The sequence below is a fragment of the Serratia sp. BFP-2025 genome (genome assembly GCF_050880365.1).
GTDB lineage: Bacteria > Pseudomonadota > Gammaproteobacteria > Enterobacterales > Enterobacteriaceae > Serratia > Serratia surfactantfaciens.
On record NZ_JBPAFV010000004.1, the window covers coordinates 210,075 to 233,737 of the forward strand.

The 23,663-nt window shown below is 60.6% G+C and carries 23 protein-coding genes; 13 read left to right on the forward strand and 10 right to left on the reverse strand.

The window, feature by feature from the left end; translation table 11 throughout:
• Window positions 1-412: 412 nt before the first annotated feature.
• Window positions 413-1,363 (forward strand): magnesium/cobalt transporter CorA, encoded by a 951-nt coding sequence (gene corA, locus ACRAWE_RS21655; protein WP_004934262.1) that lies wholly within the window; start codon window positions 413-415, stop codon window positions 1,361-1,363.
• A gap of 16 nt (window positions 1,364-1,379) precedes the next feature.
• On the opposite strand, the gene rarD is transcribed toward corA, so the two are convergent.
• Window positions 1,380-2,267 (reverse strand): EamA family transporter RarD, encoded by an 888-nt coding sequence (rarD, locus tag ACRAWE_RS21660; protein WP_019452537.1) that lies wholly within the window; start codon window positions 2,265-2,267, stop codon window positions 1,380-1,382.
• A 66-nt stretch (window positions 2,268-2,333) separates the two neighbouring features.
• Window positions 2,334-2,804: a thioesterase family protein gene (locus tag ACRAWE_RS21665; RefSeq protein ID WP_019452536.1), complete on the reverse strand. Its 471-nt coding sequence runs from the start codon at window positions 2,802-2,804 to the stop codon at window positions 2,334-2,336.
• Between the two features lie 199 nt (window positions 2,805-3,003).
• On the opposite strand from ACRAWE_RS21665, the gene recQ reads away from it, so the two are divergent.
• Window positions 3,004-4,836: an ATP-dependent DNA helicase RecQ gene (recQ, locus tag ACRAWE_RS21670; protein WP_025160391.1), complete on the forward strand. Its 1,833-nt coding sequence runs from the start codon at window positions 3,004-3,006 to the stop codon at window positions 4,834-4,836.
• Between the two features lie 12 nt (window positions 4,837-4,848).
• Window positions 4,849-5,460 carry a threonine export protein RhtC gene (gene rhtC, locus ACRAWE_RS21675; RefSeq protein ID WP_432525871.1) on the forward strand — a complete coding sequence of 204 codons (612 nt, stop codon included), beginning with the start codon at window positions 4,849-4,851 and terminating at the stop codon, window positions 5,458-5,460.
• Between the two features lie 48 nt (window positions 5,461-5,508).
• On the opposite strand, the gene rhtB is transcribed toward rhtC, so the two are convergent.
• Entirely contained in the window at window positions 5,509-6,129 is a 621-nt protein-coding gene (gene rhtB / locus ACRAWE_RS21680; RefSeq protein WP_019452534.1) for a homoserine/homoserine lactone efflux protein, read from the reverse strand.
• A 147-nt stretch (window positions 6,130-6,276) separates the two neighbouring features.
• Here rhtB and pldB point away from each other — a divergent pair, with 147 nt between their 5' ends.
• Entirely contained in the window at window positions 6,277-7,320 is a 1,044-nt protein-coding gene (gene pldB, locus ACRAWE_RS21685; RefSeq protein WP_432525872.1) for a lysophospholipase L2, read from the forward strand.
• Window positions 7,321-7,324: 4 nt separating this feature from the next.
• Complete coding sequence (yigL, locus tag ACRAWE_RS21690) at window positions 7,325-8,122, forward strand: sugar/pyridoxal phosphate phosphatase YigL (RefSeq protein ID WP_019452532.1); 798 nt, start codon at window positions 7,325-7,327, stop codon at window positions 8,120-8,122.
• A 32-nt stretch (window positions 8,123-8,154) separates the two neighbouring features.
• Here the strand turns inward: yigL and glpQ are convergent, their stop codons facing one another.
• Complete coding sequence (glpQ, locus tag ACRAWE_RS21695; protein ID WP_019452531.1) at window positions 8,155-9,234, reverse strand: glycerophosphodiester phosphodiesterase; 1,080 nt, start codon at window positions 9,232-9,234, stop codon at window positions 8,155-8,157.
• 82 nt (window positions 9,235-9,316) lie between these two features.
• Complete coding sequence (gene glpT, locus ACRAWE_RS21700) at window positions 9,317-10,672, reverse strand: glycerol-3-phosphate transporter (protein ID WP_004934295.1); 1,356 nt, start codon at window positions 10,670-10,672, stop codon at window positions 9,317-9,319.
• 364 nt (window positions 10,673-11,036) lie between these two features.
• Between glpT and glpA the strand changes: the two genes are divergently transcribed.
• The 3 genes from glpA to glpC are packed head-to-tail and all read left to right on the forward strand — an operon-like array spanning window position 11,037 to window position 15,140.
• Entirely contained in the window at window positions 11,037-12,686 is a 1,650-nt protein-coding gene (glpA, locus tag ACRAWE_RS21705; protein ID WP_019452530.1) for an anaerobic glycerol-3-phosphate dehydrogenase subunit A, read from the forward strand.
• Window positions 12,676-13,944: a glycerol-3-phosphate dehydrogenase subunit GlpB gene (gene glpB, locus ACRAWE_RS21710; protein ID WP_019452529.1), complete on the forward strand. Its 1,269-nt coding sequence runs from the start codon at window positions 12,676-12,678 to the stop codon at window positions 13,942-13,944. Before glpA ends, glpB begins: the two co-directional genes overlap by 11 nt.
• Window positions 13,941-15,140: an anaerobic glycerol-3-phosphate dehydrogenase subunit GlpC gene (glpC, locus tag ACRAWE_RS21715; protein WP_019452528.1), complete on the forward strand. Its 1,200-nt coding sequence runs from the start codon at window positions 13,941-13,943 to the stop codon at window positions 15,138-15,140. The genes glpB and glpC overlap by 4 nt, the downstream gene beginning before the upstream one ends.
• 33 nt (window positions 15,141-15,173) lie before the next feature.
• On the opposite strand, the gene ACRAWE_RS21720 is transcribed toward glpC, so the two are convergent.
• The 3 genes from ACRAWE_RS21720 to ACRAWE_RS21730 form a co-directional block, all read right to left on the reverse strand.
• Window positions 15,174-15,719, reverse strand: coding sequence for a DcrB family lipoprotein (locus ACRAWE_RS21720; RefSeq protein ID WP_432525874.1), 546 nt, complete (start codon window positions 15,717-15,719; stop codon window positions 15,174-15,176).
• 80 nt (window positions 15,720-15,799) lie between these two features.
• The gene (locus ACRAWE_RS21725) at window positions 15,800-16,234 is read right to left on the reverse strand and encodes a GNAT family N-acetyltransferase (protein WP_019452526.1); all 435 of its coding nucleotides are present in this window, start codon (window positions 16,232-16,234) and stop codon (window positions 15,800-15,802) included.
• Window positions 16,235-16,275: 41 nt separating this feature from the next.
• Complete coding sequence (locus tag ACRAWE_RS21730; protein WP_063918197.1) at window positions 16,276-16,935, reverse strand: 7-cyano-7-deazaguanine/7-aminomethyl-7-deazaguanine transporter; 660 nt, start codon at window positions 16,933-16,935, stop codon at window positions 16,276-16,278.
• A 220-nt stretch (window positions 16,936-17,155) separates the two neighbouring features.
• Between ACRAWE_RS21730 and tusA the strand changes: the two genes are divergently transcribed.
• From tusA to ACRAWE_RS21745, 3 genes are all read left to right on the forward strand, one after another.
• Complete coding sequence (tusA, locus tag ACRAWE_RS21735) at window positions 17,156-17,401, forward strand: sulfurtransferase TusA (protein WP_004934314.1); 246 nt, start codon at window positions 17,156-17,158, stop codon at window positions 17,399-17,401.
• A gap of 61 nt (window positions 17,402-17,462) precedes the next feature.
• Window positions 17,463-17,660 carry a type II toxin-antitoxin system RelB family antitoxin gene (gene relB, locus ACRAWE_RS21740; RefSeq protein ID WP_019452523.1) on the forward strand — a complete coding sequence of 66 codons (198 nt, stop codon included), beginning with the start codon at window positions 17,463-17,465 and terminating at the stop codon, window positions 17,658-17,660.
• The gene (locus ACRAWE_RS21745) at window positions 17,660-17,935 is read left to right on the forward strand and encodes a type II toxin-antitoxin system mRNA interferase toxin, RelE/StbE family (RefSeq protein WP_019452522.1); all 276 of its coding nucleotides are present in this window, start codon (window positions 17,660-17,662) and stop codon (window positions 17,933-17,935) included. The genes relB and ACRAWE_RS21745 overlap by 1 nt, the downstream gene beginning before the upstream one ends.
• Window positions 17,936-17,994: 59 nt before the next feature.
• On the opposite strand, the gene ACRAWE_RS21750 is transcribed toward ACRAWE_RS21745, so the two are convergent.
• Window positions 17,995-20,313, reverse strand: coding sequence for a zinc/cadmium/mercury/lead-transporting ATPase (locus ACRAWE_RS21750; RefSeq protein ID WP_432525875.1), 2,319 nt, complete (start codon window positions 20,311-20,313; stop codon window positions 17,995-17,997).
• Window positions 20,314-20,994: 681 nt separating this feature from the next.
• On the opposite strand from ACRAWE_RS21750, the gene ACRAWE_RS21755 reads away from it, so the two are divergent.
• Both ACRAWE_RS21755 and ACRAWE_RS21760 read left to right on the forward strand, forming a co-directional pair.
• Entirely contained in the window at window positions 20,995-22,458 is a 1,464-nt protein-coding gene (locus ACRAWE_RS21755; RefSeq protein WP_019452520.1) for a serralysin family metalloprotease, read from the forward strand.
• 55 nt (window positions 22,459-22,513) lie between these two features.
• Window positions 22,514-22,891 carry an AprI/Inh family metalloprotease inhibitor gene (locus ACRAWE_RS21760; protein WP_025160390.1) on the forward strand — a complete coding sequence of 126 codons (378 nt, stop codon included), beginning with the start codon at window positions 22,514-22,516 and terminating at the stop codon, window positions 22,889-22,891.
• Between the two features lie 42 nt (window positions 22,892-22,933).
• Here ACRAWE_RS21760 and ACRAWE_RS21765 read toward each other — a convergent pair whose 3' ends face one another.
• On the reverse strand, window positions 22,934-23,560 hold the full coding sequence (locus ACRAWE_RS21765) for a lysoplasmalogenase (protein ID WP_019452518.1): 627 nt from the start codon (window positions 23,558-23,560) through the stop codon (window positions 22,934-22,936).
• Window positions 23,561-23,663: the final 103 nt, after the last annotated feature.

The following is a 23,663-nucleotide window of genomic DNA, read 5'->3' on the forward strand; positions in this document are numbered from 1 at the left end:
CTTAGCAACATTCTCGTTGGCGGTAAGCGATCGCCGCGACTTTTTCAGCACGGTTTACCCCAGGTTAAGCGCGATTTTTGCTATTGATCATCGTGATGATTTGTTGCGCAATTATCCCTCCTAACGTGTTGACAGGCTTTTTCCTCTCGGCGTAACATGCGCGCACTATTATCATTGAGGACAGACGCCTTGGACACACCCAGTAGATACTGGCTCACTGACCTGCGCCGCAGGTATAACTTCTAAGGCTCTCCGTTTTTGCTGATAGCCTTCGTGGTTGTCGGCGACCCCGCAAAGTGTCGCTATGAGTCAGATCTCTTCATGGTCTGAAACAAATCGGTGATACGTATCCCCTCTGTTTCTGTGCTTCAACGCGTTGTCCGCACCCGTTACCTTCACGGAGTTTTGGCACATGCTGAGCGCTTTTAAATTAGATAACCGCCGCTTGTCCCGCCTGGAACTGGACGACTCAGATGATCTCACTTCATCGCTGTGGGTTGATCTGGTCGAGCCGGAAGAGGGCGAGCGCGAGCGCGTGCAGAATGAGCTGGGACAAAGCCTGGCGACGCGTCCCGAGCTGGACGACATCGAAGCCTCCGCCCGTTTCTTCGAAGACGAAGACGGTCTGCATATCCACTCCTTCTTCTACTTTGAAGATGCGGAAGATCACGCCGGCAACTCCACGGTGGCGTTCACCATCCGCGACGGCCGCCTGTATACCCTGCGCGAGCGCGAACTGCCTGCGTTTCGCTTGTACCGCATGCGCGCCCGCAATCAGACCATGCTCGAAGGCAACGCCTACGAACTGCTGCTGGATCTGTTTGAAACCAAGATTGAACAGCTGGCGGACGAGATTGAGAACATCTACAGCGACCTGGAACAGCTCAGCCGGGTGATCATGGAAGGGCATCAGGGCGATGAATACGACGCCGCGCTGTCGACGCTGGCGGAACTGGAGGATATCGGCTGGAAGGTGCGTTTGTGTCTGATGGATACCCAGCGCGCGCTCAACTTCCTGGTGCGCAAGGCGCGTCTGCCGACCGGCCAGTTGGAGCAGGCGCGTGAAGTGCTGCGCGACATCGAATCCCTGCTGCCGCACAACGAATCGCTGTTCCAGAAGGTGAACTTCCTGATGCAGGCGGCGATGGGCTTCATCAATATCGAACAGAACCGCATCATCAAGATCTTCTCGGTGGTGTCGGTGGTGTTCCTGCCACCTACGCTGGTGGCCTCCAGCTACGGCATGAACTTCGAATTCATGCCGGAGCTGAAATGGTCGTTCGGCTACCCGGGGGCCATCACGCTAATGATCCTGGCCGGCCTGGCCCCTTACCTGTACTTCAAGCGCAAGAACTGGCTGTAACCCGGCGGCGCCGGGCTCAGCGCAGCTTGCGCTGGGTGTAGAGCGCGTCGAGGGTGAACAGGATCAGCGCCGCCCAGATAAAGCCGAAGGTCACCAGTTTGTCCTGGCCGACGGTTTCACCGTAGAACGTGACCGCCAGCAGGAACATCAAGGTCGGGCCGAGGTACTGGAAGAAGCCGAGCGTCGACAGACGCAGCCGGGTGGCCGCCGCGGTGAAGCACAGCAGCGGCACGGTGGTGACGATGCCGGCGGCGACCAGCAGCAGGTTCAGCGACCACGGGTTGGCGCTCAGATGGCTGGTAGGGCTGTCGGCGAACAGGAACAGGTAGGCCGCCGCCACCGGCAGCAGCCACAGCGTTTCGATCAGCATGCCGGTCTGGGCGTCGATGGCGATTTTCTTGCGCAGCAGGCCGTAGAAGGCGAAGCTGAACGCCAGCCCCAGGCCGATGATCGGCAACGAGCCGAACTGCCAGAGTTGCACCAGCACCCCGGTGAACGCCAGCGCCACCGCCACCCACTGCATGCGGCGGAAACGCTCGCCGAGAAACAGCATCCCCAACAGCACGTTAACCAGCGGGTTGATGAAGTAGCCCAGGCTGGCTTCCAGCATATGGTGGTTGTTCACCGCCCAGATGAACAGCAGCCAGTTGCCGCCGATCAGCAGCGCGGTGAGCGCCAGCAGCAGCAGCCGTTTGCGGTTTTGGCAGGCGGCGCGCACTTTCGGCCAGTTGCGGCCCAGCGTGATCAGCGCCAGCATGAAGAAAAACGACCAGATGATCCGGTGAGTGAGGATCTCATCGGCGGGCACTTGCTGAATCAGTTTGAAATAGGCCGGGGCGATGCCCCACATAAAATAGGCGGCCAGGGCGAAGAAAATGCCCTGACGCGTTTGCTTTGCGTCCATGACGTCACTCTGGGTGGGAACTTAAGATGCGGTGAGTGTACTGAAGACGCTCACCGCGCACAATCATCAGCCGACCAGATAGGTGGCGGTAGCGGTGGCGATATGCAGACCGTCGTGGTTATGAAGTTCTACGCGCGCGACGGCGACCTTATTGCCGCTGCGCAGCACATGCGCAGTGGCGACGAAGTGCTCGCCGCGGCCGGGGCGCAGGTAATCGACGCGCAGATCGATGGTGCCCATGCGCGACAGCTTGGCAGCTATCTCTTCTTCGATCAGCGGTTCCAGGCGCGTCAGCACGCCGCCGGCGCAGGCCATCCCGGCGGCGACGTCGAGCACCGCAGCGATCACGCCGCCGTGCAGAATCTCCTGCGCGGCGTTGCCCACCAGCTTGCGTTGGTTGGTGAAGCTCAGTTCGACGTAGTCATCGTCGAAACGGCGCAGTTCCAGGCCGAGCTCGCGGTTGAACGGCATGTGATAAACAAAGATTTCGCCGATCTTCTGGCGGGCGGTTTCCAGGGTGAGAGGTGTGGTCGACATAGCATGTTTCCGTTTTTCTTTTGCGTTTTAAGGGAGGTAACTGGTCAGTCCAGGTTAATGCCATGTTGATTTTATGCTTAACCTTTGTTGCTTTCCAGCCTGTTTCGGCAAAAGAGTCGCACGCGCGTCGGTGTCATGCTGAACGATATTATGTAATCATACCCGGTGGGTGTGTACCGATGAAAAAATGGGGAAGTGTGTGTCAACCGCAGCAGTGATTAACAGAGAGTTGCTGGCCGAGCAGGTATTGCGCGATACCTTCGGTTACCAGCAATTCCGTCCGGGGCAGCAAACGATTATCAATGCCGCGATCGGCGGGCAGGATTGCCTGGTGGTGATGCCGACCGGCGGCGGCAAGTCGTTGTGTTACCAAATCCCGGCGCTGGTGATGGACGGCCTGACGCTGGTCGTTTCTCCGCTGATTTCGCTGATGAAAGACCAGGTCGATCAGCTGTTGGCCTACGGCGTCTCCGCCGCCTGCTACAACTCGACGCAAACCCGCGAAGAGCAGCTGGAGGTCATGGCCGGTTGCCGCAACGGCACCATCAAGATGCTGTACATCGCGCCGGAACGGCTGATGATGGAAAGCTTCCTCAATCTGCTCGATCACTGCCCGCCGGCGATGCTGGCGGTGGATGAGGCGCACTGCATTTCGCAGTGGGGCCATGACTTCCGGCCGGAATACCGTGCGCTGGGTCAGCTGAAACAACGCTTCCCGTCAATGCCGGTGATCGCGTTGACCGCCACCGCTGACGAGGCCACGCGCGGCGACATCGTGCGCCTGCTGTCGCTGCAGGATCCGTTGGTGCAGGTCAGTAGCTTCGACCGGCCGAACATCCGCTACACGCTGGTGGAAAAATTCAAACCGCTCGATCAGTTGTGGCGCTTCGTGCAGGATCAGCGCGGCAAGAGCGGCATTATCTATTGCAACAGCCGCGCCAAGGTGGAAGACACCGCCGCGCGTCTGCAAAGCCGCGGGTTGAGCGTCGGCGCCTATCACGCCGGGCTGGACAACGATCGCCGCGCGCAGGTGCAAGAGGCGTTCCAGCGTGACGATCTGCAGGTGGTGGTGGCCACTGTCGCCTTCGGCATGGGCATCAACAAACCCAACGTGCGCTTCGTGGTGCACTTCGACATCCCGCGCAATATCGAATCCTATTATCAGGAGACCGGCCGCGCCGGGCGCGACGGCCTGCCGGCCGAAGCCATCCTGCTGTACGATCCGGCCGACATGGCCTGGCTGCGCCGCTGTCTGGAGGAGAAACCCGCCGGGCAGCAATTGGACATCGAACGCCACAAGCTGAACGCCATGGGCGCGTTCGCCGAGGCGCAAACCTGTCGTCGTCTGGTGCTGCTCAACTACTTCGGCGAAGGCAAACACGAGAACTGCGGCAACTGCGATATCTGCCTCGATCCGCCCAAGCGCTACGACGGGCTGGAGGACGCGCGTAAGGCGCTGTCCTGCGTGTATCGCGTCGGCCAGCGCTTCGGTCTGGGGTACATCGTGGAAGTGCTGCGCGGCTCCAACAACCAACGCATTCGCGAATACGGTCACGACAAGCTGCCGGTGTACGGCATCGGCCGCGATCAGACCACCGAACACTGGACCAGCGTGCTGCGTCAGCTGATCCACCTGGGCTTTATCACCCAGAACATCGCCATGCACTCGGCGCTGCAATTGACCGAGGCGGCGCGCCCGGTATTGCGTGGCGAGGTGGCGCTGCAGCTGGCGGTGCCGCGCATTCAGAGCCTGAAGTCGCGCAGCAGCGCCAACCAGAAATCCTACGGCGGCAATTACGATCGCAAGCTGTTCGCCAAGTTGCGCAAACTGCGCAAATCGATCGCCGACGAAGAAAACATTCCGCCTTACGTGGTGTTCAACGACGCCACGCTGCTGGAAATGGCCGAACAAATGCCGATCAAGGCCGGCGATCTGCTGAGCGTCAACGGCGTCGGCCAGCGCAAACTGGAGCGTTTCGGCGCGCCCTTTATGGCGATGATCCGCGACCATCTCGACAATGACGAAGACTGAGGGCGATAAATCATGCTGATGCTGTTTCTCACCGTGGCGCTGGTACATCTGATTGCGCTGATGAGCCCGGGGCCGGACTTCTTTTTCGTGTCGCAAACCGCCGCCAGCCGTTCGCGCCGTGAGGCGATGATGGGCGTGGTCGGCATTTCGCTCGGCATCGTGGTGTGGGCCGGCGTGGCCTTGATGGGGCTGCACCTGATCCTGCAGAAAATGGCCTGGCTGCATCAGATCATCATGGTCGGCGGCGGGATGTACCTGTGCTGGATGGGGTGGCAACTGCTGCGTTCCGCGCGGGCGCAGCCGGCAGCGGAGGCCCAGGTGGCGTTGCCGAAGGCCGGACGCAGCTTTATTCGCGGCTTCCTGACCAATCTGTCCAACCCGAAAGCGGTGATCTATTTCGGCAGCGTGTTCTCGCTGTTCGTCGGCGACAGCGTCGGTGCCGGGGCGCGTTGGGGGCTGTTCCTGCTGATCGTCGCCGAGACCTTCGTCTGGTTCAGCCTGGTGGCGGTGGTGTTCGCGCTGCCGGCGATGCGCCGCGGTTATCAGCGGTTGGCCAAGTGGATCGACGGGGTGGCGGGCGTGCTGTTCACCGGCTTCGGGTTACACCTGATCTTTACCCGTTAACCGGCAGTGAAACGTCGAAGGCCGAGCAGCGATGCCCGGCCTTTTTTGTCAGGCTTTGCGTGCGGTCGCCAGCAGGCCGGCCACCAGAATGAACAGCGAACCGAACAGCCGGTTGAGCAGCTGCATCTGGCGCGGAGTCTTCAGCCAGCCGGCGATGCGCGTCGCCAGGGTGGCGTAACCGATCATCACCAGAATATCCACTATCACGGTAGTGACGCCGAGCACCAGATACTGCTCGGCCTGCGGTTGATTGGGCAGAATGAACTGCGGGAACAGCGCGGCGAGAAACACGATGCTTTTCGGGTTGGTCAGGTTGACCAGCACCGCGCGGCGGAACAGACGGCGGCGCGGCATGCTGCCCGCCAGCGCATGCAGATCCAGCGCGCCGGCGGCGCGCCACTGCTGGATGCCGAGCCACACCAGGTAGGCGGCACCCAGCCATTTCAGCAGCTCGAACGCCAGCAGCGATTGAGAAATCAGCGCGCCGAGGCCGATGCCAACCAGCACGATGTGCGCGCTCAGCCCGACCTGCAGCCCGGCGATCGACGCGGCGGCGCCGCGATAGCCGTGGCTGATGCCGGTGCTCATGGTGTTGATGGCGCCTGAGCCGGGGGACAGGCTGAGGATAAGCGTGGTCAGCAGGTAGGTTAACCACCAGTCCAAGGTCATGGTTCTCGGCTCCCTGAAAGTGTCGTTTTGTGCCACAATGCGCCGAGGCGGCGCCGTTTTTTGTAAGAATTGAATCACAATACGCTAGTATGATTTCTTGTGCCAGCGGTCACATTTTCCGCCGGCCCCACAGGGAAAACGCTCTCGATGACCTCGTTCACTCTCAGCTCCGATGACTGGTTAACGCGTGAAACGCAGTTCGCCGCCTTCGCCACCGGGCCGCTGCTGGACTTCTGGCGGCAGCGCGAAGAAGGCGAGTTCAGCGGTGTGGACGGCGTGCCGATCCGCTTTGTGCGTTTTCGTTCCGCGCGGCATCAGCGGGTGGTGGTGGTCAGCCCCGGCCGCATCGAAAGCTACGTGAAATACCCTGAGGTGGCCTACGACCTGTTCCACTGCGGCTACGACGTGGTGATCGTCGATCATCGCGGGCAGGGGCGTTCCGGGCGTTTACTGGCGGATACGCACCGCGGTCATGTGGTAAACTTCGACGACTACGTGGACGATTTCGAGCAACTTTGGCTGCGCGAGGTCGAATCGCGCGGTTACCGGCAGCGCTTCGCGCTGGCGCATTCGATGGGCGGCGCGATCCTGGCGCGGTTCCTGCAGCGTCGGCCGCAGGCGTTCGACGCGGCGGCGTTTTGCGCGCCGATGTTCGGCATTCAGTTGCCGATGCCGGGCTGGCTCGCCGATCGCATTCTCGACTGGGCGGAGGCGCGCCCGGCGATCCGCGACTATTACGCGGTGGGCACCGGCCAGTGGCGTCCGCTGCCCTATGTGGTCAACGTGTTGACCCACAGCCGCGAGCGCTACCGGCGCAGCCTGCGCTATTACGCCGATTATCCCGAGCTGCAGGTGGGCGGGCCGACCTACCATTGGGTGCGGGAGAGCATTCGTGCCGGCCGGCAGATTATCGCGCAGGCCGGGGAGATAACAACGCCGCTGTTGCTTTTGCAAGCCGGTGAGGAACGAGTGGTCGACAACCGTTCGCACCAGGCTTTTTGTCAGGCTCTGTCAGACGCGGGGCGCCCTTGCGAAGGGGAGCTCCCGTTGGTTATCAACGGCGCACGCCATGAGATCCTGTTCGAGCGGGACGCGATGCGCGCCGAAGCACTGAACGCAATTCTGCGCTTCTTTGCTCAACACTTAGGCGGTGCGCTGCCGCCGACAACTCCATCAGAGGTTAGAACATAACGCTATGTATCACGTCGTCGCTTCCGATTTAGATGGCACGCTGCTGTCTCCCGACCATACCCTGTCGCCGTACGCCAAAGAAACGCTGAAGTTGCTGACCCAGCGCGGCGTGCATTTCGTGTTCGCCACCGGCCGCCACCATATCGACGTGGCGCAGATCCGCGACAGCCTGGAGATCAGCGCCTTTATGATCACCTCCAACGGCGCGCGGGTGCACAATACCGCCGGCGAGCTGATCTTCAGCCATAACCTGGATGGGGATATCGCCCGCGATCTGTACGGCATGCTGCACGACGATCCGGAGATCACCACCAACGTCTACCGTAACGATGACTGGTTCATCAACCGCGAGAGCCCGGAGCAGGAAGAGTTCTTCCAGGAATCTGTGTTCAAATATCAACTGTTCGAGCCGGGCCTGCTGGAAACCGACGGCGTCTGCAAGGTTTACTTCACCTGTGAAGACCATGAGCGGTTGCTGCAGGTGGAAGACGCCATCAACGCGCGCTGGGGCGATCGGGTCAACGTCAGCTTCTCGTTCCCGACCTGCCTGGAAGTGATGGCGGGCGGCGTGTCGAAAGGGCATGCGCTGGAAGAAGTGGCCAAGATCATCGGCTATACGCTGCAAGAGTGCATCGCCTTCGGCGACGGCATGAACGATCTGGAGATGCTGTCGATGGCCGGCAAGGGCTGCATCATGCGCGACGCGCATCAGCGCCTGAAGGATATGCTGCCGGAGCTGGAGGTGATCGGCTCCAACGTCGACAACGCGGTGCCGCACTACCTGCGTAAAATGTTCCTCTGAAATAACAAGGGCGCCTTGCGGCGCCCTTGGCATTATTTGTGCTGGCCCTGCTTCTGCAGGAACTGCACGCCCTTGTCCGGGAAGTCGGTGAACACGCCGTCAACGCCGGCCTGGTTGTAAATCACGTCATACAGCTGATTCACGTCGGTCACGTACTTCGGCAGCGCATCGGCGCGAATGGTGAACGGATGCACCGCCAGCTTGCTGGCGTGCGCTTCTTTCACCATGTCGGTCAGCACGATGTGGCCCGGCTTGGATTTATCCGCTACCACCAGCATATGGTAGTCCGGCCCGATGCCGTCGGCATACTGCGCGATTTTCTTCATCGCGCCCGGCTTGAACATCCAGTCGTAGTCGTATTCCACCCACTTGCCGTCGGCTTTCTGCTCGTAGGTTTCCTGCCAGTCGTTATAGGCGATCAGCTGCACCAGCTTCAGATCCATGCCCAGCTTCGGCTCCAGCTCGTTCTTGATGCGCTTGAGCTCGTTGGCGTCGAAGCACTGCAGGTAGACGTTGTCGTTCTTGCCGGTGTAGCCGTACTGCTTGAGCACCGCCAGTACTTTGCTGGAGATGTCTTTGCCTTCCTGCTTATGGAACCACGGTGCCTTGATTTCAGGGTAGATGCCGATGTTTTTGCCGGTCGAGTGGTTCAGACCCTGCACGAACTCGATCTCTTCCTGGAAGGTGTGTACGCGGAAGTCGGATTTGCCCATCGGGAAGCGGCCAGGGTAGCCCTGCACCTTCTTGCCGTTTTCGATTTCAAAACCTTCGGTGAACTTCAGCGATTTGATCTCCGCCAGCGTAAAGTCGATGGCGTAGTAGCGGCCGTCTTTACGCGCGCGATCCGGGAAGCGTTCGGCGACGTCGGTGACGCGATCGAGGTAGTGGTCGTGCAGCACCACCAGCTCGTTGTCTTTGGTCATCACCAGGTCTTGCTCGAGGTAATCGGCGCCCTGCGCATAGGCCATCGCCTTCGCCGGCAGGGTGTGTTCCGGCAGGTAGCCGCTGGCACCGCGGTGGGCGATCACCACTTTGTCCGCCGCCTGCGCGGCGCTGACCATTGAGGTGGCGAGAATGATCCCTGTCAGCAGGGCTTTGACTTGAGTCCGCATTCCGTTTTCTCCGTGTTGTTGGGGGCAGGGTAGTAAAAAGGCCGCAGGGCGGCCTTTAAATCATGCAAAAGTCGTGTGACGGTTAGCCGCGCTTGCCGGCAGCGATTTCCGCGTGGTGTTTCTTCTCGTTCAGCATGGTCAGCAGCAGCAGGATAACCGCCAGCACGCCGCCGCCGATCATCACCATAAAGCCGCCGTCCCAACCGAAGAAGTCCACGGTGTAACCGACGATGGCGCTGGCCGCAACCGAGCCGCCCAGGTAGCCGAACAGGCCGGTGAAGCCTGCGGCGGTGCCGGCGGCTTTCTTCGGCGCCAGCTCCAGCGCATGCAGGCCGATCAGCATGACCGGGCCGTAGATCAGGAAGCCGATGACCAGCATACAGATCATGTCCACGGTCGGGTTGCCGGCCGGGTTCATCCAGAACACCACGGTGGCGATGGTCACCAGCGTCATGAAGAACACGCCGGTGGCGCCGCGGTTGCCTTTGAACACCTTGTCCGACATCCAGCCGCACAGCAGAGTGCCTGGAATACCGGCGTACTCATACAGGAAGTAGGCCCAGGAAGACTTGTCCAGCGCGAAGTGCTTCACTTCTTTCAGGTAGGTCGGCGACCAGTCCAGAATGCCGTAACGCAGCAGGTAGACGAACACGTTGGCGACCGCGATGTACCACAGCAGCTTGTTCGGCAGGATGTACTGCATGAAGATCTGCTTGGCGGTCAGCTCTTCTTCGTCTTTTTCGCTGTAGTCGTCCGGATAGTCGTTTTTGTACTCTTCAATCGGCGGCAGGCCGCAGGATTGCGGAGTGTCGCGCATCAGGGCGAAGGCGATCAGGGCCACCAGGATGGCGCCGAAGGCCGGCATGTACAGCGCCGCGTGCCAGTCGTTGAACCAGGCCATACCCAGCAGGAACAGCAGCGGCGGCAGGCCGCCACCCACGTTGTGGGCGCAGTTCCAGATGGAAACGATGCCGCCGCGTTCTTTCTGCGACCACCAGTGCACCATGGTGCGGCCGCACGGCGGCCAACCCATGCCCTGGAACCAGCCGCACAGGAACAGCAGGACGAACATGATGGCGATGCTGGAGGTTGCCCACGGCACGAAGCCCATGAACAGCATTACCGCCGCCGCCAGGATCAGGCCGGCTGGCAAGAATACCCGCGGGTTGGATCGGTCGGAGACCGAGCCCATGATGAATTTGGAGAAGCCGTAGGCGATGGAGATGCCCGACAGCGCGAAGCCGAGGTCACCGCGGCTGAAGCCTTGTTCGATCAGGTAAGGCATGGCCAGGGTGAAGTTCTTACGCACCAGATAGTAAGCGGCGTAACCGAAGAAGATCCCCAGGAAAATTTGCCAGCGCAGCTTACGGTAGAGCGGGTCTACCTTATCGCTCGGCACACGGGCGATGTGTGCGGCCGGCTTAAAAATACTCAACATGAGCGCCTCCGATGGCTTTATCTGTTATCACATCAATATGACCTTTTACGTTCATTTGATGATTGAGCGGATATCGAATGTGGTGTTTTTGTGTTCCATAACGAGCGCCATTGTCATCAAATACGCCTGGTGTCGCTGTGACGAATGGCGCAATTGTTACACTTTCATGAAACCACGGCGGATTTTGAGCGATTCGTTAACGTTATGAAATAGAAAAACGTCCAAAAATCGTGATTATGATCACATTGATGGTTTTTTGTGGACATTTTTATTTCGTTTCATGTTCGTTCTTGTTCCTTATCAAACAAAGACCCTAATAACCGTGGCTCAATAGGCTCATAACTACCGATCCTGAGGGAGCGAAATGAGCAGCTATTTTGACGGCGGCGAAACGGATGTGATCATCATCGGCGGCGGCGCCACCGGCGCAGGCATTGCCCGCGATTGTGCGCGGCGCGGCTTGCGCTGCATTTTGCTGGAGCGTCATGACATCGCCACCGGCGCCACCGGCCGCAACCACGGCTTGCTGCACAGCGGCGCGCGCTATGCGGTGACTGACGGCGAGTCGGCGCGCGAGTGCATCGAAGAGAACCGCATCCTGAAACGCATCGCGCATCACTGTATCGAGCGCACCGATGGGCTGTTCATCACCCTGCCGCAGGACTCGCTGGAGTATCAGCAACAGTTTATCGCCGCCTGTCGCCAGGCCGACATCGACGCCGAAGCGATCGACCCGCAGCTGGCGCTGCGGCTGGAGCCGGCGGCTAACCCCGCGCTGATCGGCGCGGTGCGCGTGCCGGACGGCACCGTCGATCCCTTCCGGCTGACCGCCGCCAACATGTTGGACGCGCGCGAACACGGCGCGCAGATCCTGACCTACCACCAGGTGGTGGGATTGTTGCGCAGCGGCGATCGGGTGACGGGCGTGCGCGTTTACGACCATCAGAGTCAGCGGCGCTATGAGCTGCACGCGCCGGTGGTGGTCAATGCCGCCGGCATCTGGGGCCAGCAGATCGCCGAATACGCCGATTTGCGCATCCGCATGTTCCCGGCCAAGGGGGCGCTGCTGATCCTCGGCCATCGCATCAACAACATGGTGATCAACCGCTGCCGCAAACCGGCGGACGCCGACATCCTGGTGCCGGGCGACACCATCTCGCTGATCGGCACCACCTCGACCCATATCGACTACGACCAAATTGACAACATGCTGGTGACCCCGCAGGAGGTGGACATTCTGATCCGCGAAGGGGCGCTGCTGGCGCCCACTCTGGCGCAGACCCGCATTTTGCGCGCCTACGCCGGGGTGCGGCCGCTGGTGGCCAGCGACGACGATCCCAGCGGGCGCAACGTCAGCCGCGGCATCGTGCTGCTCGATCACGCCGCCCGCGACGGGCTGGAAGGGTTCATCACCATCACCGGCGGCAAGCTGATGACCTACCGCCTGATGGCGGAGTGGGCCACCGACAAGGTGTGCGAAAAGCTCGGGGTAAACAGCCCGTGCACCACTGCGCAGGACGCGTTGCCGGGATCCCGTCAGTCGGCGGAGGAAACGGTGCGCCGCGTAGTTTCTCTGCCCGCCAGCATTCGCGGTTCGGCGATTTACCGGCACGGCGATCGCGCCAGCCAGGTGCCGGCGGCCGATCGGCTCGACACCAGCCTGGTGTGCGAATGCGAGGCGGTGACCGCCGGGGAGGTGCGCTATGCGGTCAATTCGCTGACCGTCAATAACCTGGTGGATCTGCGCCGCCGCACCCGCGTCGGCATGGGCACCTGCCAGGGGGAACTCTGCGCCTGTCGCGCCGCCGGGCTGTTGACGCGCTTTAACGTCAGCACGCCGCAGCAGTCCATCGCGCAGCTGTCGCAGTTCCTCAACGAACGATGGAAAGGTGTTCGGCCGATCGCCTGGGGCGATGCGCTGCGCGAGAGCGAATTTACCAGCTGGGTTTATCAAGGGTTATGCGGGCTTGAGGCCCAGGCCGACAAGGGGCAGGAGGCGGATGATGCGATTTGACGTAGTGGTGATTGGCGGCGGCCTGGCGGGCCTGAGCTGCGCCATTGCCGTGGCCGAGCAGGGCAAGCGCTGCGCGGTGGTCAGTTCTGGCCAGAGCGCGCTCTACTTCTCCTCCGGTTCGCTCGACCTGTTGGCGAGATTGCCGGACGGCACGCCGGTCGAGATGCCGTTGGCGGCGTTGCCGCAGCTGGCGCAGCAGGCGCCGCAGCATCCGTATTCTCTGATTGGCCCCGGCCGGGTGGCGGCGCTGTCCGCCGCCGCGCAACGGCTGCTGGAACGCTGCGGGCTGAACCTGCAGGGTGAGGGGACCAAAAACCATCTGCGCATTACGCCGCTCGGCACGCGCCGCGCCACCTGGCTCAGCCCGCAGGCGATCCCGACGCTGCCGCTGACCGGCCAGTTGCCCTGGCGGCGCATCGCGGTGATCGGCATCGAAGGGTTCCTCGACTTCCAGCCGCAGATGGCTGCCGACTCCTTAAGCCGGGAGCTCGGCGTGCAGACGGACGTAGCCTATCTGCACGTGCCGGCGCTGGACCGATTGCGCAATAACCCCAGTGAGTTCCGCGCGGTGAACATCGCCCGGGTACTGGATTTGATGGAAAGCCTGCCGCCGATGGCCGAAGAGCTGCGGCGGCTGGCGGGTGAGGCCGAGGCGCTCTTCCTGCCGGCCTGTCTGGGCCTGGAGGACGATGCGTCGCTGGCGGTGCTGCAGGATGCGGTCGGCAAGCCGATCCGACTGCTGCCGACGTTGCCGCCTTCGGTGCCCGGCATGCGCTTGCATCAGGCGCTGCGGCGGCGTCTCCAGCAGCTGGGTGGCGTTTTCATGCCGGGTGACAGCGTAGTGCGCGCCGAGTGCGAAGCCGGCTGCGTCACCGGCCTGTACACCCGCAACCATGGCGATATTCCGCTGCGGGCGCAGCAGGTGGTGCTGGCCAGCGGCAGCTTCTTCAGCAACGGGTTGGTAGCGGAGTTCGACCGGGTGCGTGAGCCTATCTTCGGGCTGGACGTGCACAGCCGCGCGGATCGTGCCGACTGGAGCCAACGCGAACTGTTCGCGCCGCAGCCTTATCTGCAGTTCGGCGTGCGCACCGACGGCAGGCTGCGGGCGATGAAACAGGGGATGCCGTTCGACAATCTGTATGCCATCGGCGCGGTCGCCGGCGGTTACGATCCGCTGCAGCAGGGCTGCGGCGCCGGCGTGTCATTGATCGGGGCGCTGCACGTCGCGCAGCAGATCGCCGCGGAGGAGAACGCATGAGCCTGCATCAGGACCACAGCTTTGAAAGCTGCATCAAATGCACCGTTTGCACCACCTACTGCCCGGTAGCCAAAGTTAACCCGCTCTACCCGGGGCCGAAACAGGCGGGGCCGGACGGCGAACGGCTGCGGCTGAAAGACCCGGCGCTGTATGACGAAGCGCTGAAATACTGTACCAACTGCAAGCGCTGCGAAGTGGCCTGCCCATCGGACGTCAAAATCGGCGACATTATTCAACGCGCCCGTGCCGACTTCGCCCAGAGCAAACCGACGCTGCGCGACGCCATCCTTAGCCATACCGACATCATGGGATCGCTGTCGACGCCGTTTGCGCCGATCGTCAACGCCGCCACCGGGCTGAAACCGGTGCGCAAGCTGTTGGACAAGGCGCTGAAGATCGATCATCGTCGCGAACTGCCGAAGTATTCGTTCGGCACCTTCCGCCGCTGGTACCGGCAACAGGCGCAGGCCCAGCAGCGTTACGCCGAGCAGGTGGCGTTCTTCCACGGCTGCTTCGTCAACTACAACCACCCGCAGCTGGGCAAGGATTTGATCCGAGTGTTCAACGCGCTGGATATCGGCGTACAGTTGCTGAAGCGCGAGAAATGCTGCGGCGTGCCGCTGATCGCCAACGGGTTTATCGAGCAGGCGAAAAAACAGGCCAGGGTCAACGCCGAATCGCTGCAGGAAACGGTGCTGGAGCGCGGCATTCCGGTGGTGGCGACCTCATCGAGCTGCACCTTCACCCTGCGTGACGAATACCCCCATTTGCTGGACGTGGACACCACCCCGGTGCGCGATCGGGTAGAGCTGGCGACGCGCTATCTCTATCGCCTGATCAATCAGGGGCGCAGCCTGCCGCTGCAGCACACGCCGCTGCGGGTGGCTTACCACACGCCTTGCCATATGGAGAAAATGGGCTGGACCGCCTACACCCTGGAGTTGTTGCGCCAGATACCTGGGCTGGAGCTGGTGGTGCTGGATTCGCAGTGCTGCGGCATCGCCGGCACCTACGGGTTCAAGTCGGAGAACTATGCCACGTCGCAAGGCATCGGCGCGCCGCTGTTCCGGCAGATAGAAGAGAGCGGGGTGGATCTGGTGGTGACCGATTGCGAGACCTGCAAGTGGCAGATCGAAATGTCCACCAGCAAGCGCTGCGAGCATCCGATCACCCTGCTGGCGCAGGCGCTGGCCTAACGTTCAGGGGCCGGCAAACCGGCCCCTGCGGGATCACTGCTTCAGCTTCAGGGTGGAGATGATACCTTCGGCTTCGGTCTGCGCCTGCTGCTGATTGTCCGCTGGCAGCGAAATCTGAATGGTCAGCAAGTTGTTGTTCAGTGCGCCAACCAGAATGGAAGAGTAAGCTTTCTTGCCACTGTTGGTGACGATGCTGTCCAACTGACGCAGCGGCACGCCGTCTACGTCGATAGCCTTGTTGGTAATCAGCTGCAGATTGGCGTCGTTCGCGCGTTGGTTGTTTTCCAACCGTTGGGCCAGGGTTTCCAGACTGTCGGCGGTCTTGTCGCCGAGGATCACAATCACTGCGCGCTGGCTGGTGCTGTCAGCATATGCGTGCATGTTGTTGGCCGGTTTTTCCAACTTGCTGGTTTGATCCGCCATGCCCGCCGGCAGGGTGAACTCTAGGTTGCCGCCCAGCAGGCTGACCTGCTGTCCGGCCTGGGTGCTGGCCGTCGAGCTGTCTTTGGTGTTGCCGTCGCAGGCCGCGAGGCCAAGCACCAGCAGGCTGATACCTATCAATTTCGCTACTTTATGCATCGGGCTTCCTTCTTCCTTTCCGGTAGGGATTTACTGTCGTATCGCAACCTATTCCAGGTTGAAATGCAAGGCAGATGTTGTCACAAGTTTTTTTCCAGTAATAGCCGATAATCAGCCACTTCGCCTTTCTTTTCCAGCTGAACAATCTGATAGTGGTGAGCGAGCAGCATCGTCAGCATGGCGCGAAATCGATTACGGGTTTTGACCGTCAGTTGGCGATAGCCCTGCGCCCGAGCCCAGCGTTCTTGTTCGGCCAGCAGCGCCTGCGCGACGCCATGGCGACGAAACGCCGGCAGCACGCCGCCCAGCCAGCTGTAAAACACCGTCTCCTGCCGTTGATAACCGAGTTTGAAGCCGGCCGGTTGGCCGTCGATCTCGGCGATCAGCAGGCTGGCGGGGGCGGCGCCGATGCGCTGTTGCAGATCGGCCAGGCTATGCAGGCCGCCGAATTCGGGGATGCGTTGATACAGACGGTGGATTTCTTCGAGCGTGGCGGTGCGGGTGAGCGGAGTCATCGGCGGCCTCCAGAGGATAGGGCCGCCCAGCATAGCACGGTTCAGCCTGGCTGCAGGTCGCCGCTGCGCGCCGCGATGCGTTTGAGCAGCATGTTCAGCAGCACGCCGTACATCGGCAGGAAGAACAGCAGGCAGATCATGACTTTGAAGCTGTAATCCACCAGCGCGATCTCCACCCAGTTGTTGGCCATGAAGGGATCGCTGCTCTTGTAGAAGGCGATGAAGAAGAACGCCAGCGTATCGCTGATGTTGCCGAAGAACATCGCCGCCGCCGGCGCCACCCACCAGGCACTGCGCTGACGCAGGCGGTTGAAGACGTGCACGTCGAGGATCTGGCCGAGCACATAGGCCATAAAGCTGGCCACGGCGATGCGCGCCACGAACAGGTTAAAGCTGCTCAGTGCGGCAAACCCTTGCCACTCTCCCTGATAGGTGACGGTGGAGATCACATAGGAGATGAACAGCGCCGGCACCATCACCGCCAGGATAATGCGCCGCGCCAACGGCGCGCCGAAGATGCGCACGGTCAGATCGGTCGCCAGGAAGATGAATGGGAAGGTAAAAGCGCCCCAGGTGGTATGAAAGCCGAAAACGGTGATCGGCAGCTGCACCAGGTAGTTGCTGGAGGTAATGATGGCGATATGAAACAGCGAAAGCCAGACCAACGCCGTGAAGCGCTGCTGTGCGGTAAACGAATACATGTTGTAGCCTTTTTAGCAGTGGGGTGAGGGAACCCAGTGTGTCTTGTTAAAACAGCAAAAAACGCTGCGCGGCGGCATGATACGCGTTTGCGCAACCAATGCAATGGTTAAATTTAACGCAAACGTTAACGCATCTTGCGCAGAAAAACTACCGGCGTAAACTAGGCGCTAATGAGATGCGGCGAGCGTTCGCCGATCGTTTTTGAACGAGAAAAATTGCATGACTGACTTATTTGCCCAGGCGGACCAGACGCTCGACGCGCTGGGGCTGCGCTGTCCGGAACCGGTGATGATGGTGCGTAAAACCGTGCGCCATATGGACAACGGCGAAACGCTGCTGATTATTGCCGACGATCCGGCCACCACCCGCGATATCCCGGGGTTCTGCCGCTTTATGGAACACACGCTGGTGGCGCAGGAGACCGAACAGGTGCCATACCGTTATCTGTTACGTAAAGGTGTATAGTTTTTAATCGCCTTGTAAGATAAGCTCCCTGCGATCGGGGAACGTTCGAAGGGGACAAACGATGAGTATTTTACTACTGCCAACGGTTGCCAAGATGGAAAGTGAGGAACGTACACAGGGCTATGAGCGCTGGTTTCTTGAGAGCGTTCAGGAAGCCATGGATGAGCCGCTGCCCGGTATTCCTCATGACGAGGTGATGGCTGAAATGGATGCGGTTATCGCTGCTGCAGAAGCCAGGATGAAAGCTAAGCAGTCATAATGCTCAACATCGAATGGACTCGATCCGCTCGTCGGGATCTGGCGGAGATTGTGGGATTCATCGCCAATGATAATCCCTTGGCGGCCAGAAAAATGAAGCTTCTCATCATGGAGGCGGTCATTCCCGCCGCCAGACATCCTCGACTTTTCCGGCGTGGCAGAGTGGATGGCACGCATGAAATCCCTCTACATCCCAATTATCTCTTGGTTTATCAAGTGCTGGAAACTCACATCCGGGTGTTGAGGGTTTTACATGCGCGCCGACAATATCCGTAGTATCGGCGCTGTAGTTCATCATACCGGGCTCCCATTGAGGAACCCGGTATGGCACCAGGTTATTGGCGCTTTCTCAATAGCCGCAGCGCGTTGGCGGTGACCAGCGCGGTGGCGCCGGAGTCCGCCAGCACTGCCAGCCACAGCCCGGTCAATCCCAACAGGCTGGTGATCAGGAAGACCCCTTTCAACCCCAGCGCGATGGTGATGTTTTGCCGGATGTTGGCGTGGGTGGCGCGCGAGATACGAATCATCTCCGCAACGCCCAGCAGCCGGTTGTGGGTCAGGGCGGCGTCGGCGGTTTCCAGCGCCACGTCGGTGCCGCTGCCCATGGCGATGCCGATGCTGGAGGCTTTCATCGCCGGGGCGTCGTTGATGCCGTCGCCGATCATCGCCGTCGGGCGTAGTTCGCTCAGCTCGGTGACCGCTTTGACCTTATCTTCCGGCAGCAGACCGGCGCGATAGTCGAGGCCCAGTTCGCCGGCGATCGCCGCAGCGGCGCGCGGATTGTCACCGGTCAGCATCACGCCGCGAATACCCAGCGCGTTCAGTTCGGCGATCGCCTGTTTGGCGTCGCCGCGCAGCGTATCGCGCAGCGCCAGCAAACCGATAGGCGCGCCGTCTTCCAGCACCACCACCGCCGTTTTACCGGCGTTTTCCAGCTTGTCCACCTGGCTCTGCCATTGGGCGTCGAGCAGGCCTGGCACCAGCTTGCTCGGCGCGCTGATCAGCACGGTCTTGCCGTCCACGATGCCTTCCACACCGATGCCGGCCAGGGCGCGGCGCGCCTGCGCCAGCGGCAGCTCAGCTCCGCTCTCGGCGGCGCGGTTGATGATCGCCTGCGCCAGCGGGTGATGCGAGCCGGCTTCCACCGCGGCGGCAAGCTGCAACAGCCGTTGTTCGCTGAGGGCGCCGATCGGCAGCACGTCGGTGACCGTCGGCTTGCCCTCGGTCAGGGTACCGGTTTTATCGAAGGCGATAGTTTGCACCTGCCCCAGCTGTTCCAGCGCTGCGCCGCCTTTAATCAGCGCGCCGCGCCGCGTGGCGGCCGCCAGTCCGGAGGTAATGGCCGCCGGGGTCGAGATCACCAGCGCGCATGGACAGCCGATCAACAGCAGCGTCAGGCCGCGATAGATCCAGGTATCCCACGGCTGCAAGAACAGCAGCGGCGGCAACAGGATCACCGCGACCGCCAGCAGCATAATGGCCGGGGTGTAATAACGGCTGAACCGATCGAGGAAGCGTTCGATCGGCGCACGGCGCTCTTCGGCTTCTTCAATCAACTGCAGAATACGGTCGATGGCATTTTTGCCGGGCTCGGAGATCACCTTCATCTGCGCCGCCTGATCGACGGACAGGCTGCCGGCGGCCACTTTCTCACCCTGTTGGCGTTCGACCGGCACCGATTCGCCGGTCAGGGCACTTTCGTCGAAGCTGGCGAACGGATTGAGCAGCTCTGCGTCGGCCGGCAGGCGTGCGCCGGGGGCGATTTCAATCACATCACCAGGCCGCAGGCTGGCGACCGGCACGCGTTTACGCTCCGTGCCTTGCAGCAGCAGCGCATCTTCCGGCACCAGCTCCATCAGCGCCGTCACCCCGCGCCGCGCGCGGTTGGCGGCGTAGGATTCCAACAGTTCACCAACCATAAACAGCAGCAGCACCATCGCCGCCTCGGCGGTGGCGCCGATGAACAGCGCGCCGATGGCCGCCACGCTCATCAGCGTTTCGATGGCGAACGGCGTGCCGGAACGGATCAGGCGCACTGCCTTGGCGGCAACCGGTGCCAACCCGACCAGCGTGGTGGCGATAAAGGCGATGCGGCCCAGCTCCGGGTTAACCCGATCCAGCACCCAGCTGACGACCATCAACGAGGTCAACAGCAGCAGCGGCGCGAATTCGCCGAAGCGCGAGGTTTTTTCCGCGGCGCCTTTGGCGGTCTGCGCGCCGAGCAGGGTAAAGCCGGCCTGGGCGACCGCGTCCTGGATCCGCTGGCTGATGTCGGACTGCGCGTCTACCACCAATTTCTCAGTGGCGAACAGCACCCGCGCGCTGTCGACGCCAGGGATGGCGGTGACGGCATTCTCAATTTTCTTGGCGCAGCTGGGGCAGTCCATACCGGTGACTTTCCAGCTGAAACGTTGGCTGCCGGAAGGGGGAGCGGCGGCCAGCCTGTCGCTTTCCTCGTCCGGATCGTCGGGCGCGGCGGTGCCGCAGCCGCTATCGCCATGATCGTGATGGTGGTGAGCGTGTTCGGTCTGTGCGGCGGCGTTTTTCGGCTCGCTGCTGCAGCCGTGCTGCGTTTTGCTGTGGCTGTGGTTGCAGCCGCACCCGCCTTCGGCGTGGTGATGTTCCTGATGATTATGATTTTGCTGATTGAGCATAACGTCCCCCTTCGGGCTGTTAACCGGGTTTGCTTGTCCGACTCTACACCCTGGAGTCCACTCCAGAGTCAAGCGATGGATGAGAATTATTGCTAACGGCGCTCAGGCGCATGCAGGAATATTCATTCAATAATGAATAATGCGAATTTCAACCTATTGGCTTTCCTTATTACCTATTTCGATAAAGCGGCTCGCCGCCGTTAGTTTAAATAAGAAAATAATATTCCTATAGAAACTAAAAAGTCGCCCGACCTAATAATAAAGAGTTATTAATCTATGACGCTTTAGCAAAATTTACCTTTTTGTGATGGGGCAGCCAGCATTATTCGCTTGTGTCTGCAGGCCGCATTTCTATTGAAGTTTGGTGCCAACTTATCGGTGTTGAGTTTCATTTGTTTTGTAAAGATAGCGATAAAGTAGCATAACAATCTTTCGTTGAGTCAATAAATGGTTGATTATTTTATGTTCAGTTTTGCGGCCCTGCCTATAATTGGAATCGATTACCATTTTTAGTGGTGATCTTATTTGCTGATATATATGCATTAATTCTACCTAACACACTGCCGGCAACGGCGCATAAGCCCCTTCCAGCAAGCTTAAGGTTCATTAACCGTGGCTTACGGGGAGGTTATGTCTATCTGTCTGATTGATATCAATCAGGTAATGAGTGGAATCGAACCAATGCAATCTACTAAAAAGGCAATTGAAATTACTGAGTCCAACTTCGCGGCCGCCAAAACCGGCTACGATGCTGTAGCCGACCTGCTGCATTATCATGAGCGTGGCAACGGGATTCAGATTAATGGCAAGGATTCATTTTCTAACGAGCAAGCTGGGCTGTTTATTACCCGTGAGAACCAAACCTGGAACGGTTACAAGGTATTTGGCCAACCGGCCAAATTAACCTTCTCCTTCCCGGACTATAAGTTCTCTGCCACCAACGTCGCCGGTGACACCGGGCTGAGCAAGTTCAGCGCGGAACAGCAGCAGCAGGCTAAGCTGTCGCTGCAGTCCTGGGCCGACGTCGCCAATATCACCTTCACCGAAGTGGCGGCCGGGCAAAAGGCCAACATCACCTTCGGCAACTACAGCCAGGATCGCCCTGGTCACTATGATTACGGCACCCAGGCCTACGCCTTCCTGCCGAACACCATTTGGCAGGGCCAGGATCTGGGCGGCCAGACCTGGTACAACGTCAACCAGTCCAACGTGAAGCATCCGGCGACCGAAGACTACGGCCGCCAGACGTTCACCCATGAGATTGGCCATGCGCTGGGTCTGAGCCATCCGGGCGATTACAACGCCGGTGAAGGCAACCCGACCTACCGTGACGCCAGCTATGCGGAAGACACCCGTCAGTTCAGCCTGATGAGCTACTGGAGTGAAACCAACACCGGCGGCGATAACGGCGGTCACTACGCCGCCGCTCCGCTGCTGGACGACATTGCCGCCATTCAACACCTGTATGGCGCTAACCTGTCGACCCGCACCGGTGACACCGTGTATGGCTTCAACTCCAACACCGGTCGTGACTTCCTCAGCACCACCAGCAACTCGCAGAAACTGATCTTTGCGGTCTGGGATGCGGGCGGCAACGATACCTTCGACTTCTCCGGTTACACCGCTAACCAGCGTATTAACCTGAATGAGAAATCGTTCTCCGACGTGGGCGGTTTGAAGGGCAACGTGTCGATCGCCGCCGGTGTAACCATCGAAAACGCCATTGGCGGTTCCGGTAACGACGTGATCGTCGGCAACGCGGCCAACAACGTGCTGAAAGGCGGCGCGGGCAATGACGTGCTGTTCGGCGGCGGCGGGGCGGATGAGCTGTGGGGCGGTTCCGGTCAGGATACCTTCGTCTACACTGCCGCCAGCGAGTCCGCACCGGGCGCTTCCGACTGGATCCGCGACTTCCAGAAAGGGATCGACAAAATTGACCTGTCGTTCTTCAACAAAGAAGCGAATAGCAGTGATTTCATCCACTTCGTCGATCACTTCAGCGGCGCAGCCGGTGAGGCGCTGCTCAGCTACAACGCGTCCAACAACGTGACCGATCTGGCGGTGAACATCGGCGGCCATCAGGCGCCGGACTTCCTGGTGAAAATTGTCGGCCAGGTAGACGTTGCCACCGACTTTATCGTGTAACACAGCAACGAAACGCCCGGCGCTGTCTCGGCCGGGCGTCATGCGGGAGCCCGGTATGAAAGGTAATCTAACGCGCACCGCTCTGGCAGCGGGAGGCATGATGGTGACGAGTGCGGTAATGGCCGGCAGTTTGGCGCTGCCGACCGCGCAGTCGCTGGCGGGGCAATGGCAGGTTGCCGACAGTGAACGGCAATGCCAAATCGAGTTTCTGGCCAGTGAGCAAAGTGAGACCAACGGCTATCAGCTGGTGGATCGGCAACGTTGTCTGCAAAGCGTGTTTGCGACCGAAGTGGCGGGCTGGCGCCCGGCGCCGGACGGCATCGCGTTGCTGAGGGAGGATGGCAGCACGCTGGCGTTCTTCTCGCGCGACGGCGATCTGTATCGCAACCAGCTGGGCGCTGATGATGCCCTGACGTTGAAAGCGCTGGCGTAATATGAAGAAACGGGTTCGGCGCGCCGAACCCGCGGCAGGTATTTACAGGTAGAGCGAGCGCACGATCAGGAAGTGGCCGGAGAAGTAGCAGAAGGCCACGATGGCGTCCGCCGCGCGGAAGGTAAAGCGGTAGCGGTTGATCAGCCAAACTACGTTGGCCAGCAGCAGCAGCGAGGTGCCGGTCAGCAGCGAAAAACCGAAATCGGTGCTGCGCAGGAAGTATTGCTCACCTGCCAGCCAGACCATCAGCAGCGTCATCGCCACGTAGGTGACGATTGGCCAGCGCATCTCTTCCAGCCGGGTCCAGACGGTGGCCAGCAGCAGTGCGCCGATCGCCAGCAACGCCAGCGGCAGCGGCCAAAACAGGCTGAACGTCATCTGGCTGGCGAAACTCAGGGTATACAGCAGGTGGGACAGGAAAAAGGCGCCGATGGCGTACAGCACCCGTTCGCGCGGCAACAGGAGCAATGCGTCGCCGATCAGCGTCGCCAGCAGGCCGAGTACGATCAGATAGCCCGCAGCGCTGAGCACCGGCGCCTGCCAGGCCAACAGCAACAGCAACAGCAGCGTGACGGGTTTGAACACCCAGCGCTGCCAGCGCGGCCCACGGTAAGAGGCGTCGACGAACAGCCAACCGGAAAAGAATACGGCAAGGAACGGCCAACTCATTAATGTCTTCCTTATGTATGAGGGAGCCGCAACAACCGGCTCCAAACTGTCACCAATGTCACTTCTTCATTTCAGTGTAGGTAGCCTGTCGGCGATCGACAAT

Excerpts from the sequence above, each read along its gene's own strand:
- ACRAWE_RS21765 (WP_019452518.1), bottom strand. The coding sequence starts at position 23,560 with ATGAGTTGGCCGTTCCTTGCCGTATTCTTTTCCGGTTGGCTGTTCGTC.
- glpQ (WP_019452531.1), bottom strand. The coding sequence starts at position 9,234 with ATGCGGACTCAAGTCAAAGCCCTGCTGACAGGGATCATTCTCGCCACC.
- tusA (WP_004934314.1), top strand. The coding sequence starts at position 17,156 with ATGACTGACTTATTTGCCCAGGCGGACCAGACGCTCGACGCGCTGGGG.
- rhtB (WP_019452534.1), bottom strand. The coding sequence starts at position 6,129 with ATGACCTTGGACTGGTGGTTAACCTACCTGCTGACCACGCTTATCCTC.
- ACRAWE_RS21665 (WP_019452536.1), bottom strand. The coding sequence starts at position 2,804 with ATGTCGACCACACCTCTCACCCTGGAAACCGCCCGCCAGAAGATCGGC.
- glpB (WP_019452529.1), top strand. The coding sequence starts at position 12,676 with ATGCGATTTGACGTAGTGGTGATTGGCGGCGGCCTGGCGGGCCTGAGC.
- ACRAWE_RS21730 (WP_063918197.1), bottom strand. The coding sequence starts at position 16,935 with ATGTATTCGTTTACCGCACAGCAGCGCTTCACGGCGTTGGTCTGGCTT.
- ACRAWE_RS21755 (WP_019452520.1), top strand. The coding sequence starts at position 20,995 with ATGCAATCTACTAAAAAGGCAATTGAAATTACTGAGTCCAACTTCGCG.
- pldB (WP_432525872.1), top strand. The coding sequence starts at position 6,277 with ATGACCTCGTTCACTCTCAGCTCCGATGACTGGTTAACGCGTGAAACG.
- glpA (WP_019452530.1), top strand. The coding sequence starts at position 11,037 with ATGAGCAGCTATTTTGACGGCGGCGAAACGGATGTGATCATCATCGGC.
- relB (WP_019452523.1), top strand. The coding sequence starts at position 17,463 with ATGAGTATTTTACTACTGCCAACGGTTGCCAAGATGGAAAGTGAGGAA.
- ACRAWE_RS21745 (WP_019452522.1), top strand. The coding sequence starts at position 17,660 with ATGCTCAACATCGAATGGACTCGATCCGCTCGTCGGGATCTGGCGGAG.
- glpT (WP_004934295.1), bottom strand. The coding sequence starts at position 10,672 with ATGTTGAGTATTTTTAAGCCGGCCGCACACATCGCCCGTGTGCCGAGC.
- glpC (WP_019452528.1), top strand. The coding sequence starts at position 13,941 with ATGAGCCTGCATCAGGACCACAGCTTTGAAAGCTGCATCAAATGCACC.
- corA (WP_004934262.1), top strand. The coding sequence starts at position 413 with ATGCTGAGCGCTTTTAAATTAGATAACCGCCGCTTGTCCCGCCTGGAA.
- ACRAWE_RS21720 (WP_432525874.1), bottom strand. The coding sequence starts at position 15,719 with ATGCATAAAGTAGCGAAATTGATAGGTATCAGCCTGCTGGTGCTTGGC.
- ACRAWE_RS21725 (WP_019452526.1), bottom strand. The coding sequence starts at position 16,234 with ATGACTCCGCTCACCCGCACCGCCACGCTCGAAGAAATCCACCGTCTG.
- rhtC (WP_432525871.1), top strand. The coding sequence starts at position 4,849 with ATGCTGATGCTGTTTCTCACCGTGGCGCTGGTACATCTGATTGCGCTG.
- rarD (WP_019452537.1), bottom strand. The coding sequence starts at position 2,267 with ATGGACGCAAAGCAAACGCGTCAGGGCATTTTCTTCGCCCTGGCCGCC.
- ACRAWE_RS21760 (WP_025160390.1), top strand. The coding sequence starts at position 22,514 with ATGAAAGGTAATCTAACGCGCACCGCTCTGGCAGCGGGAGGCATGATG.
- ACRAWE_RS21750 (WP_432525875.1), bottom strand. The coding sequence starts at position 20,313 with ATGCTCAATCAGCAAAATCATAATCATCAGGAACATCACCACGCCGAA.
- yigL (WP_019452532.1), top strand. The coding sequence starts at position 7,325 with ATGTATCACGTCGTCGCTTCCGATTTAGATGGCACGCTGCTGTCTCCC.